At 33.6% G+C, this 12,674-nt stretch carries 10 protein-coding genes; 3 read left to right on the top strand and 7 right to left on the bottom strand.

Annotation, left to right across the window (positions count from 1 at the left end):
• Positions 1-212 precede the first annotated feature (212 nt).
• The 3 genes from LCM10_RS01525 (at position 213) to LCM10_RS01515 (ending at position 2,125) form a co-directional block, all read left to right on the top strand.
• Complete coding sequence (locus tag LCM10_RS01525; RefSeq protein ID WP_318247478.1) at positions 213-716, top strand: DUF697 domain-containing protein; 504 nt, start codon at positions 213-215, stop codon at positions 714-716.
• Between the two features lie 7 nt (positions 717-723).
• Positions 724-1,530 (top strand): hypothetical protein, encoded by an 807-nt coding sequence (locus LCM10_RS01520; RefSeq protein WP_224874064.1) that lies wholly within the window; start codon positions 724-726, stop codon positions 1,528-1,530.
• 223 nt (positions 1,531-1,753) lie between these two features.
• On the top strand, positions 1,754-2,125 hold the full coding sequence (locus LCM10_RS01515; RefSeq protein ID WP_224874063.1) for a hypothetical protein: 372 nt from the start codon (positions 1,754-1,756) through the stop codon (positions 2,123-2,125).
• Positions 2,126-2,254: 129 nt separating this feature from the next.
• Here LCM10_RS01515 and LCM10_RS01510 read toward each other — a convergent pair whose 3' ends face one another.
• The 7 genes from LCM10_RS01510 to LCM10_RS01480 all read right to left on the bottom strand — a co-directional run bounded on the left by LCM10_RS01510 (position 2,255) and on the right by LCM10_RS01480 (position 12,430).
• Positions 2,255-2,935 carry a hypothetical protein gene (locus LCM10_RS01510; protein ID WP_224874062.1) on the bottom strand — a complete coding sequence of 227 codons (681 nt, stop codon included), beginning with the start codon at positions 2,933-2,935 and terminating at the stop codon, positions 2,255-2,257.
• A gap of 17 nt (positions 2,936-2,952) precedes the next feature.
• Positions 2,953-5,520: a UvrD-helicase domain-containing protein gene (locus tag LCM10_RS01505; protein WP_224874061.1), complete on the bottom strand. Its 2,568-nt coding sequence runs from the start codon at positions 5,518-5,520 to the stop codon at positions 2,953-2,955.
• Positions 5,521-5,597: 77 nt separating this feature from the next.
• Positions 5,598-6,131: a hypothetical protein gene (locus LCM10_RS01500; protein WP_224874060.1), complete on the bottom strand. Its 534-nt coding sequence runs from the start codon at positions 6,129-6,131 to the stop codon at positions 5,598-5,600.
• Between the two features lie 23 nt (positions 6,132-6,154).
• Positions 6,155-7,117 carry a DNA-processing protein DprA gene (dprA, locus tag LCM10_RS01495; RefSeq protein ID WP_224874059.1) on the bottom strand — a complete coding sequence of 321 codons (963 nt, stop codon included), beginning with the start codon at positions 7,115-7,117 and terminating at the stop codon, positions 6,155-6,157.
• A gap of 16 nt (positions 7,118-7,133) precedes the next feature.
• A complete protein-coding gene (locus LCM10_RS01490) occupies positions 7,134-8,633 on the bottom strand; it encodes an HAD-IA family hydrolase (RefSeq protein WP_224874058.1) in 1,500 nt (499 codons plus the stop codon).
• An 18-nt stretch (positions 8,634-8,651) separates the two neighbouring features.
• Complete coding sequence (locus LCM10_RS01485) at positions 8,652-9,929, bottom strand: cold shock domain-containing protein (protein ID WP_224874057.1); 1,278 nt, start codon at positions 9,927-9,929, stop codon at positions 8,652-8,654.
• A gap of 1,172 nt (positions 9,930-11,101) precedes the next feature.
• The gene (locus LCM10_RS01480) at positions 11,102-12,430 is read right to left on the bottom strand and encodes an ATP-binding protein (RefSeq protein ID WP_224874056.1); all 1,329 of its coding nucleotides are present in this window, start codon (positions 12,428-12,430) and stop codon (positions 11,102-11,104) included.
• Positions 12,431-12,674: the final 244 nt, after the last annotated feature.

The raw sequence follows: 12,674 nt of genomic DNA, 5'->3' as shown, positions 1-12,674 counted from the left end.
TAAAATGTGTAGTCGACATGGAACAGATCATAATAGTAACTCTGGATTTGTCCCTTGAACATATAGGTGAGTACATAGACCTCTTCAAACCTTTTAATAGAATAAGAATATTGTAATATTTCCTTTCAATTAAAAAGAGCAGAAGTTAACAAAACTTCCGCTCTAATTCATATAACGTTAATTATGTGAAGTTGTTAATAAAGAAGTTATGAATCAAATCCCTTTCCAAAGAGTTTTTTGAAATAGAAAATAACGAAGAGCTTACACAAGATGAAAAGGTAAACAAAATCATTGGTACCACTTCACTGATTTGTGCACCTGTCGCCATTCAGCCGATCCCTTTTGCAGATATTTTTATTCTTATACCTATTCAGGCATTTATGGTACATAAAATTGCAAAAATCAGAGGCATCAATCTGAAGGAAAGCGGTGCAGTAGATGTAGTGAAATACTTAGGTGGTGTTGTTGGAGGAGGTTTTGCTGCTCAGCAGACAGTCATCGGTCTCTATAAATTAGGACCCCCAGGCTTTGGAGGTCTTATGTCAATCCCACTGGTGGCCGGACTTACATTTAGAATGGGAAAAACAATGGACCTTTACTTCCGGGAAAAGACAAAAGGGAGAGAACCGAACAAGGAAGCAATGATTAATGCCTTCAAGTCTGGAAAAAGGGAAGGAAAGAAAATCAATAAAGACGATGTTAAAAACAAAATGTAGAGTATGAATGGAAAAAATTATAAGAATCATTAAGAAGAATTGGGATGAAATTGGAATTGCCACAGTCCTTGGTCACTTCCACTCACAAGGATCACAAATTGATATAGAAGAACACGGCTATATAATTGAAGCCTTGAAGCGGAGTAGCAACGAACTGCAAGAAGCTGATATCAATGAATTGCATACATATGTCCAGTCCCTCGAAGAAGAACAGATACCTGGACTGATTTCAAACATTAAAGGAATTGCTCATGAAGTCTATTATGTCGAAACGGAAAATGAAGACGGGGATGCCCTCCAAGCTTTTATATTCGAAGATACGAATCATGAAGATTATGATATTGTCGTTTATGACCAGGTCGGTAATTCCGATATTTTCCAAATGAAAGCTACAGACTCAGAGGCCTATGCCAACAGCGCAATTGAAGAAGTGGGAAGAGATCAGGTCATACTGACAGAAGAACTTGCAGGAAAAATGGGCACCGCTTCATCCGGAATAAGCAATAAAGAATTGACATCGGATGTTGAACAGGTCGTGGACCAGCTCCTTAAAGACCATTCAGTGAGGGACTACCTTCCTACTCTGTCTGCATGGTCAATAGCCCTTATTGCTTCTTCCCTGACAAAAAGGTATATAAATAAGCAAATCAATAAAAAAACCTACTTCCAGCTAATAACCATCTACTGTGGAGCAAAGGTATCCAAGCTTGCTATTATCATTGCTGCAATCTGTATTGCCGGTGTAAAAATTGTAGCAGGAGCCGTGCTGTTCCTGAAAGTCGCCTTCAGCGTCAAAAGTACCTACAGCGCATAAAAGTGAGTGGGAAAGCACATTATCCCGATTAGCATACCTCCTGTGAGTTCTCTGACCTAACTGGATAATACATATGGACTGATAATATTTTGGGAATATTGTTAGCTAGAAAACGAGGAAGGATTTACGGCATAGTAAATTGAGGGATACCTTTAATTCCTTATACTAACTATTATAGATAAATCTAGCCTTATTTTATATTAATACTCAGGAGGAGATAAGTGTGTTAAATTTAAAAGACCTTGAACCAGCTTATATTTCACTTTATGTGCCTTTTAAACAAGTAGAGTCTGTTGCAAAAAAATTAATTAAAGATATTATTGGGAGAGAACTTCCTGTAACTGTGAAGGGGGAGGACGAATATCCTGAACTAAGAATACTAATAGAAATAGATGATAGCTTACTTACAGATGATGAGGTTGTTTATCTATCTTCAAGAGGATTCTCAGCTGATCAACCCTATAGAAGTGCTCACTTTGTTTTGGAAGAGATACTTGATGGGGCACGATATGAGATACTCCCAAGATTAGGCCATGATGATGAATTTGGTACATACTTCTTAGTTGAAATTGGATATGAATATTATATAGACTAAGGAACCTAAGTCTTCCAACTTATACCTTTATGTAACTTCAAGATTAATTAGAACAGTATGTAGGACCCCTAACCTTGGCTCCTACATACTTATTATTTTTATACTAATAACTAAAAGAGACAACTTCATTTAAAAAGGTAAGTCATCGTCATTTATATCTATTGGTTTTTCATTCTGAGACTTTAATAATTCTATCTCATTTTCCAGTAAAGATATTCTTTCTTCATATTCTTCTTCAATCTTTTTAATTTTGCCTCCTAAAGTACTTACAAGCTTTCGTAATCTTATAAATTCATCATTGTTTTGTGGAGGTGCGGGATAGTGCCCACCTAAATGTATGTTTTTGGTTTGTTTCTCTACTCTTTGGAGAATCTCTAAAAGCTCATTTTGCTTTTGGGCCGCCTCATTTGAATTGCCTGCTTCTTTTATTGATTTGTTAAGTGAACTTGTTAACTTTTTCATTTGATTATCAATTTTTGCATTACTGTTCTTTTGTGCATCCACTAAATTCTTTTCCATAACCTTAATATGTTCGGTTATTTCTTTTGAAACGACTGACTCTAGGTTTTTTAAGATTTCAAATTCATTATAGGCTTTAATTTCCTTTAACTGTTCTATAGCTTTTTGTGACAAATTAGCAATTTCTGAAGCAGATATTTTTTCATCTACTAAGTAAAGCACATCTCGGAAATCATCTGTCATATCTGTAAAGTTTGTTATCACTTTTTCTAGCTCTTTTGAGTGTGTGGAAGCTTCATCAAATGACTTTATTAACTGATTTAATGTTTTTGATTCTGCAGCTGTTACCATGTTATTATTCTCTCCTCTTAACTATTTAATGCAACTAATAAGTTTTTTGCTTTTGTTGACTTATGTACAACTTCTTTCATACTATGAGAAAAAGGTTTTATTTCATTATTAATATATCTCTTCGTTAAATCCTCATTTTTTATCGCCAATAACACCTTTAGAGGATTAGTTTTTAGACGCATCATTTCCTCATAAATGTTATAACGCTCATATTCATTCGACATTAGAATAGCAGTGAGAAGCGCTTTAGCATCTGTACCGAGCTTTAAATAAGATATTGCTTCATCATACTCATTAAGTTTTAAAAGTCGTTCTCCACATAAGTTATAGTCTTTATTACTAAGAAACTCCATTTTTATCTCACAGCGTTTAATCCCTTTCTCTGCTAATGTTCTAAGTGACTCATCTTCTTTAATTAGTAAATCTCTATAGGCTTCTATAGCGTTCGTATACAAATTATCATCCTCAAGTTCCCTCGCATTTGCGAAGAACTCATCATAAGAGGATTCTTTTTGAAGAGACAATTGATTAATGTCAAATTTAGATACGACATCTACCTTATCCATTAACCAGTTTATAACACTATCTGAAATATTATCTTCTATCATACCTAATACATCTCTAGCACGGGTTATCCCCACATAGAGAATATTAAAATAAAAGCGATACATTTCTGAATTTAATTTTTTATTCCCTTTCACTTTCTCAAATATCTCATCCCACTGTTGCTTGTAATCTGACAAAATATTATAAGTGATTATATATTTTTTCTCTATACCCTTTATTTCAGAAACCGTTAAAATACTGGATGCCAATTTAGGATACTTTTTCTTAAGTTCCTTTTTTGCCATTGCGCTCCCAACTACAATAGATACATAACTTTTGTCCTTTATATAAGAAAATAAATCCTCTTGTTCACCTATATACAAATATGGCTTTTTAGTATTACTGCGTACAGCATCTTCTGTATATTCGTAATCTAACTTGGAAGTAAACGAATTTCCTCGGAGTTCCGCTACTGCATTTGCAAATTCCACAATATTTTTGCTGGAACGGTAATTATTTGTGAGTATTTTTTGTTCAAAACTTGTCAATCCTCCAAGAAACCCAAAGATACTTTGAATTCTTCCAATTTTAAAGAACGTGGGGTTAATAGTCTGATTAAAATCACCACAGACATATACATTTTTCTTAGAAATCAACAATTGACATAAAAAATATACCTGTAACTCTGTTAAATCTTGCACTTCATCAATAATCATATAATCGTACTGTGGCTTACTCCCTGGAAGCAGATTTCTCACTAGCTCTCCTTCTTCAATAAAGTTCTCTTTACGAAGCTGCTGAACATAGCGATCAAATTTTTTAAAATGTTTAGCTACCTTTTCTCTGTCTTCTTTAGAAAATAAACTATAATGTTCATTTAGTTTAATATACTCCTGGTCACTAAGCATTCTATTTTTACTTATTACTTGGTTATATTGATTAATGACTTGTTGTCTAAAGGATTGACTTTGTTCCTTATGTTTACTTAAGTATTCGCAAACGGCATTTAATTCTTTATCAAGTTGAAAACTTTTTTTCTTATTATCTAGTTTGATGTACTTTTGATTTTGTAATTCCTCTAAGAGCTCTTCATCAAAATCAACTGTCGGAAGGTTCAGTTCATATTGCCAGTTGGTTCCTATCATCCCTTGCAAGATCCCTCGACGTTCCTTCCATAGTGAACTAGCTTCAAAATTCTGTACTGGACTATATTCATTGTACCATTCACTAAATTTCTCATAAGTTATTATTTTAGCGCTATTACCAGACATTTTCTCTAAGTATTCTTCTACAGTGAAAAAATCAACTTTATTTTTAAATTCTTCCCGTGCCAAACCATATAATTCAAGAGCAAGTTTTTCAAAAAGGCGTTCTGTTCTATCCTTTAAATTTTTAGAGAATGTAAAATAACAAATTTTAACGTCTGAATTTTTTACAGTTTGTAGGAACTCTACAAGCTTGTAAACACCAATCGTTGTTTTTCCACTTCCTGCAGATCCAAATACAAATTCACCTTTTTCTTTCAGTTTAACAATTTGTTGTTGTTCTTCATTTAAATGATAAAAATACCCTTCCTCTCCAAAAACATCTGTTAACTGATCCACATTAAAGATTTTAACAATGGAATCTTCAATTGAGAGGCTTTTTATATCTTCTTTAACTTTGTCCTCCACTGAATTAGACTTGTCAGTGTATTCCCTTACTTTTTGTTTTCTAAAGTTACGACCTTTAGCTGTTCTTATTTGTGAATCGTGTTCACAATACTCCAATAAAACAATACTATCATGATAATTTTCACCAATAAAAGGCAGTTTACTACCATATGTATATAAAATACGATCACTTCTACCTACAGTAAATTTATATATTACCTCTTTTAGTGATTCTACTTTTTTTGAACCATAACCTTTTGAGACTAACTTAAAGTTATGATTATTATCCTTAAGTTCGCTTAGTAGCGCCATAACTCGCTCATTTACTTGAATTTCTTTATCCTTAGGGACAGATTTATAAAATTTTTCCAGCGCTAAAACCCTCATGTTTTCCCAACTTTCAATACTCGCTTATTTTGATATAAAACAATAGTTAACTAGGTAAGATTCTTTAGTTAGTTTTACTATTGAGTAAGAGTCTTTGGCCTTGAAAGAAAACTAAGTTCACCTTCAAAAAGATACTGAACATAATCAAACAAATTAAAATCACCTTTTAAATACTGACATTCTAAATCGGAATCTACATTTTTTATGATTTTAACCCATACTTCTTTATTGTCTATTTTAACTTCATAACTTGAATGTTTTTCTCCATCAAGAATTTTTAAAATCTTTATTTGATAGTTATTCTCTAAATATTCTATATAAGGATCGTACTCTATTACATTCTTCTTTTTGATTGGAAGGATGGTCGACAAAATTTCATAGTGTTGAGGTTCTACTGGATGAATCAGACGTGCAGAAGTACACTTGAACACTTTATTATAGTAGACGCTTATACGTCCTATCCTGATGCCTCTTGTCGCAATCTCAATAATAAAATGGTAGTTATGGTCTACCTTAGATTCAATATCAATGTTATGTTTGTTAAGTTCGCCTTTTATGGCAGAGTATAAATCGTCAGCATTTTCAAATAATTGTTCCTTTAAACTAATCATAAATAACCACCTAGTAGTACTACTTAATCAAATAACCCTATTTGTAAATCTTCTTTTATTTCTGCTTCTTCTGAACCAATCAGTTCCTGCAAACGCTTTGCAATTGATTTTTCAATTAAAGGTATATCGTGGCTGTTGTTAATTTGTAAGGCACCTTCACTTAACAGCTTAACAATTCCTCTCGTTGCGGGAACCTCTTCCAGGGGAGTAGGACAAAAGAGCAAACGGTTTTGCTTTAATGCAAAATTTATTGTATGTTGAGTACCGCCTTCAATATCCGTTTGAACAGGACAAACTGCTATAGATAATCCACTTTGGATTCTATCTCGCTGAACAAAAGCTGCTCGAAAGGTTTTTTTCCTCATAGGATATTCAGATATTAATAACCCATCATTTCTTAAGATCTCATCAGCTAACTTTTTATTTTCTTTAGGTGCAATTGTGTCTAGCCCATTTGCTAAAACAGCAATAGTCTTCCCCTCAACTTCTAGTGTTCCCACATGAGCTTCAGTATCAATACCTAATGCTAAGCCACTTATAATGGTGTAACCTCTTTCGGAAAAAATTTTGGATATCCTTCTGGCCATTTTCTTCCCTGTGTCTGTTGGAGTCCTTGTTCCCACTACGGCAATACTTTTAGTTGAATTTAGTAGCTCTACATTACCTTTGCAATATAATACAATTGGAGAATCATCGATTTTTTTTAGTAATTTTGGATAATTACTATCCACAATCGTAACTATTTTAATATTATTTTCTTCGTGTAATTGAATTGACTTCTTAGCTTGATATACATACTCTTTCATCATTTCAATATCGGATAAGCTTTCACTAACCTTTTTGTTACGAACTACTTTTTTTATTTCCTCAAGAGTATCTCCTTTAAAGTCTGAGATGGTTAAAGTCGGAAATTTTAAATATATTTTTTTAATTCTTTTAGTTCCCAAACCTTTTACATACGTAAGAGCAATCCATATAGGATTCATATTGCTCACCCTCCCATTATTTGGTTTTCCCTAAAGCAAGCTTTGTTACATGTAATGCACCTGCTTTTAATAGAAGTTGCTCAGTTGCGTTTAAAGCACTTCCGGTAGTTGTTATATCATCTAAAAGTAGAATGTGGTTCCCCTTTATCTTAGATTCATTCCGAACAATCATAGTATTTAAGTGTGCTTCAATACTCCTGTTGCCACCTTGAGAACTTTTTTCCTTTGATTGATATCTAAAAAGACTATCAATCGCATCAATTGCTTCATTACTTATTAAACCCTGAGCGATCCTTCGAATCCCTGTATAGATATTATCTTTATCCGAAGAAGGAACAAAGCAAATTGCGATACCATCAATTAAGATGTTTTCAAATCTTTCTAAGAAATATTTTATTCCAGATTCTTCTTTGTTTTTGACTTTAATAATATTTAATGAAAAAAAATCATCTTTCCTTTTCTCGGGGATGTAAGAATCCAGATAAAAAATTTCACTTTTACGGTCAAATAGCATATGATTACACAATTCTGCTTCAAAATTACTAATCTGATTTACTTTTTCTAATAAGTCTCTACCCTTTGACAAACCATTTACCACTGATTTTTCCATCCAACGTTTTGATATATTAATCTTTGAAAGTTGTAGACCCTTAGTTAGAATTGTTTGACCAAAGTGAAATTGAGCATGTGGTAATTCTAAGTTAGCTGCAGTTCGAAAAAATTTTTCTGCTTTCTCTGTTTCCCCGTTTGTTTTATATTGAAAGCCAATCTCATAAATTGCTTCAGGGGTCATCATCTTTGCTGACTCCCAGAGGTAAAAGTCAGCATCTTTATCCCCCTCCACAAATAATGGATTCTTTTTAAGTAATTTAGACAATTTATATTGTGCTTTTCCATTCCCTAGTTCACTTGCTTCTCTCAATAAACCTAAATACTTTTGACCATTGTTCTTCTTCTTTGCTTCAAGCGCTTGTTCATAGTTAACATCCTTTTTTTTATGAAGAGAAATATCATCATAATTATGTATATACCTACTAAGCTGAAGGTAGTCAGAGATAATTACCTCAGGCATATATGGAACAAGTTCTTCAACGTGTTGATTGTCTACACAAAAGGCAACTGAGTGGTAACCAGCAACTTTTGCTGATACCACATCACAAATATCATCGCCTATGTACATACATCGTTCTGGTTTAATGCTCAGCTCTTGGGCACAGCTTAACAATTGGTCAGGATACGGTTTATTCCTTCCGTATTTCTGATAAGCAACTATATGATCATAAGCAATTTGATGATATTCTAGTAGCCTACTTGCATAAGAAAGAGGAGAGTTTGTAACAATACCTATTTTTTTATCTGATAGGGATTGAAAAAAAGCTTGTACATAGGGGTATACTCTAGTTAAATGAAAATTTTCAAAACATTGATCCCAAGCTTGCTCGTCTCTCCATTTTTTCAAACCTGAAGTTTCTATTAAGGTTTGATCTAAATCAAGAATGATCCCTTCAAAAGCCATACAATCCCTCCTTACTTATTAGTTTTGTTTAATTATGATAATTTCAACTGCTTCCTTCGACTCTCTTTGCTTCTTTTGATCAAAAGAATTAATAATATGAAAGCTTACTTTATTTTCAACCTTGATATCTCGCTGTTTGACATTACTTACTCGGAAAAACAAATCTTCTCCATCAGTAGAGGTAATAAACCCAGCTTTTCCGCTTGCAATTAAACTCTTTACAATTCCTGTTCCCTTAGGGATCGACTTAAGTTTAGTCTGCTTCCAAAACCTAATAAGTTCATGCTTAATGTCTTGAGGAATACTCTCCTTTTCCTGGAGCAATTCAACCCGGTCAGTAATACGTTGATTTACAGGCCAATTATTCTCAGCTCTAATCTTAGAAACAAAACAATAGTGTAATAATGCCTCTTTGGGCTTGCTATTTTCCTCCAGGATAGTACCCATATGCAATAAAAGCTTTATTTTATGCTTAAATTCCCCACTTCTTTCTAATAAGGAATATGAGCCCATTTCCAAAGCTTTTTCGAACTCACCCTTTTGCTTGTATAAATGGAAGAGCTCTTGATAAACTGTCCAATGTTGTTTTTCACGGCTAATCAAAAGCAGTCGTTTAATTGCACTGTCAGTATTTCCAAGTTTACTAATTGAAACTGCTTCTTTAATGCGGAACCAAATGTCATTATTATAATGAAAAGAGCTTACTGAAGACAAAGCCTCTTGAACTAATTGAACACAGTTCTCATACTGCTCAGTTTCAAAAAGTGCTTTTATCCGGTGTTGATACCAAGACTCCAAGGGAGATGCTAGCTCCCTTTTTTTTCCATGGTTGTCTGTAAATGAGAAAACTTCCTTAGATAACATTTTGGGATTTAGTTTTTCAGTCCAAAATAAAATTTTATTAAAATCTGGAGATGGTCTATTTTTCAGAAATTTTAGTACATCAAATACTGTTTTTTCAAAAGCAGAATATCGTTCTTGTTTTGTAATATTGACTATAAAATTAGCGGTTGATATTAATTGTTCTTCATTATCTGCTTTCTTTATTATATGTTTATTTAAATTCCAACCATATAAATTGATATTAGGCTCAAAATCAGGAAATTTTTTAATAAGAAAACTATTTACTTTAATAGCATCTTCTAATTGATCTTGCTTAGCTAAGGTCTTGCAATAAAAATACCAAGCCCATTCATTAAATGTTTCAAGTTCAGTTTTATAAGCCTTTTGGAAATATGGGAGAGCTTCTTGGTACCTATTCTTTTTAGCAAGTTCAATCCCTTGATTTAGGTTCATTAAAAACACCCTTTATTAAATTTCTACAAAACCATGTTTAGTTTTGCTGCATATATATCATTATAGTAGTTTTAGCCTATTTTTTGTTAAGTTTTTGGTAATTTTTATCTCTGTTAATAACTTAGACAGCCACTGAAGTTATAATTTTATATAGAAACCTTTTTAAACTGAAGGTTATATTACATGCCAGCAAAATACTTTCCTAAAGCAAGTTCCAGTTTTTTGAATCCATTTGCTTAACATTATATCGGCAATATTTACGCTAATTAAAACAAACGTGAAACCAAATATACAATTCTGTAAATGTAAATAATGGAAAAATATACATTTACTATTTAGTCAAGATTAAAATAGGAAGGCAGAACATTAAGGGAGTCAGTGATAGGGAGATATGGTCAAGTAGCAAAAGGCATGAAATCGAGTTTAGGAATAAAGTTAAAAAACACAAGCTATGATTTAAAATATATCTGTTAAAATAGTATGTATTATCTATTCATAATTTGGTTACACTAAGTAAAGTTATGTCTACCTAACATGACATAACTCCCAAGGACGTTATCCCATAACTCTCTATCCCGCCCTTTAAATTATAGGAACAAAACGATAATCCAATTTTCTCAAACTTCTATTATATACTATAGGAAGTATGGGAAAAGTTCATAAGATCAACCCTATTTATGGCTTAGTTCTTATAAATAATCATATAAGGAAATTAAATTCAAATTTAAATTGAGAATATGAAAAAAAGCATGAAAAGGCACATTAATTGAAATTAGCAATAGAGAAAGATAAAATGGCATAAGTTCTAGGATTTTTTGTAGTATTTTTATCAGCTGTAAATTTTTATGAAACAAGATAAATGAATACTTTAAGTTGCAACCTTAAAAGAATAGCTGTAAATGAGATTGTCTTACCATAAAATCTCCTCTAATATTTTTTCAATTTTTATACTTAATTTCTAAAATTTAACAATTATGTGTATAACAACATAACATTCATTCCTCTTATTTTAAAGTTTATTAGAAGATTTAATATAAGACACTTCCCTCAATAACCTCTTGGGAGGCGCGTGCCGTCTCCGCTGGGTTCGATTCCCAGGCAGTCCCGCCAAATCCACTTTTCTCTCCACAAAAAAACTCCAGGTCATCACTCCCCTGAAGCTTTGCTAGAATTTATAAGCTATATAATGGCTCTCTTTTTTTCCTCTCTTGCTGCTGAGCGGCATCGAACTTGATTGAGAATGTCGTCCCTTCTCCTTGCTCACTTTGAACATTAATATCCGCTGAATGATCTCGAAGGATGCGCAAACAGATTGTAAAGCCGAGTCCTGTCCCTTTCGTTTTCGTCGTAAAGAATGGTTCACCCAATTTATCGAGAATGTGCTTTTCCATGCCGACCCCTTCGTCCTTGAAGATGAGTTCTACTTTGTTGAAATCCGTTAATTCAGCTTTGATCAAGATGTTGCCTCCATGCGGCATTGCTTCGATGGCATTCTTGACGAGGTTGATGAACACCTGTTTAAGTTGATTTTCATCCCCTCTTATGTACAGCTCTTCCTGCTCGAAGGATGTTTGAATTTCGATATTATAAAGAATGGCGTTTGTGTTAAGCAGCTTGGCTACATGATCGAGTGTTTCAACGATATTGATGCGTTTATAGGTAACCGATTGAGGTTTGGCAAGGATGAGTAATTCGCTTAGTACCAGCTCGATTCTCTTAATTTCAGAAAATACGATTTCAAGATACTCTTTCGTCTTTTCGTCTGCATCATCTCTTAAGAGCTGTAGGAAACCATTGATTGAGGTAAGGGGATTTCTCACTTCATGAGCGATGCCGGCTGCCAATTGACCTGCTACTGATAATTTCTGTGATTCAATGGCGAGCGTTTCGTTCATCTCCAGAAGCTCTTCTTCGTTATGTACTCTTTCAGTGATATCTGATATCGTCCCGACCGTACCAGCGAGTTTCCCATTTTCATCGTAGTTCAGTTTAATATTCACTTCTCCCCATCGGAACTGACCATTCCTCATCTGAAAGGAAAAGTCCATTTTCGCTTTCTCAATCCTTTGACTGATGCTCCTTCTCAGCACTCTTAGAAACTCATGCCGTTCATGGAGGGAAATGAAGTGCAGAGCATTTTTATGTAAGCTTTCCTTCAGCTTATATCCCGTGAATTCTTCCCACGAATGGTTAAGGAATTGAAACTCACCCTTCGAATCTGTATGGAATACCACTTCTGAAATATTTTGCAGGACAAGCTGCAATTCTTCATTCAGATTTTTGACCTGTTCCTCACTCTTGCTGAGTGCTTTGACTGCTTCGTTGCTATCATCATAATTCTTGCCTGTGTAATACCCCATAAACAAGATCAGTGCTGAAAACAGCAAATCCACTTGCCATGTGAAGGAGTAATCAAGAACAAAATGATAGATAAAATCCCAAACAATCATTAATAGAATCCCAGCTGTTACAAACAAGATTCTTCCTTTATACTTTGCCACTTGAATTCCCCATCCTTCCTGACCGGCATCATCTTTCGAAAAAGATAAAATTTTCACGATATTTGTTATATATTAGTATATCATTTCGTATTCAGTACAGTATAGATGTCTTTTTAGATTTCTATTGAAAATCTTGTCACAGCCTTCATCGTTGTCTATAATGAAAGACGATACATATTCTTGGATTCTTTGACGCTGTTGAAAGATTGGATAACGGGGCGACTGATTTTCGACGAATCTGATA

Source organism: Rossellomorea aquimaris (genome assembly GCF_020171925.1).
GTDB lineage: Bacteria > Bacillota > Bacilli > Bacillales > Bacillaceae_B > Rossellomorea > Rossellomorea aquimaris_F.
This window is presented reverse-complemented; position numbering and strand designations above follow the sequence as displayed.

What these genes read in the sequence shown, in the direction of transcription:
- LCM10_RS01490 (WP_224874058.1), bottom strand. Translation starts at nt 8,633, where the DNA reads ATGGCTTTTGAAGGGATCATTCTTGATTTAGATCAAACCTTAATAGAA.
- LCM10_RS01505 (WP_224874061.1), bottom strand. Translation starts at nt 5,520, where the DNA reads ATGAGGGTTTTAGCGCTGGAAAAATTTTATAAATCTGTCCCTAAGGAT.
- LCM10_RS01520 (WP_224874064.1), top strand. Translation starts at nt 724, where the DNA reads ATGGAAAAAATTATAAGAATCATTAAGAAGAATTGGGATGAAATTGGA.
- LCM10_RS01500 (WP_224874060.1), bottom strand. Translation starts at nt 6,131, where the DNA reads ATGATTAGTTTAAAGGAACAATTATTTGAAAATGCTGACGATTTATAC.
- LCM10_RS01510 (WP_224874062.1), bottom strand. Translation starts at nt 2,935, where the DNA reads ATGGTAACAGCTGCAGAATCAAAAACATTAAATCAGTTAATAAAGTCA.
- LCM10_RS01485 (WP_224874057.1), bottom strand. Translation starts at nt 9,929, where the DNA reads ATGAACCTAAATCAAGGGATTGAACTTGCTAAAAAGAATAGGTACCAA.
- dprA (WP_224874059.1), bottom strand. Translation starts at nt 7,117, where the DNA reads ATGAATCCTATATGGATTGCTCTTACGTATGTAAAAGGTTTGGGAACT.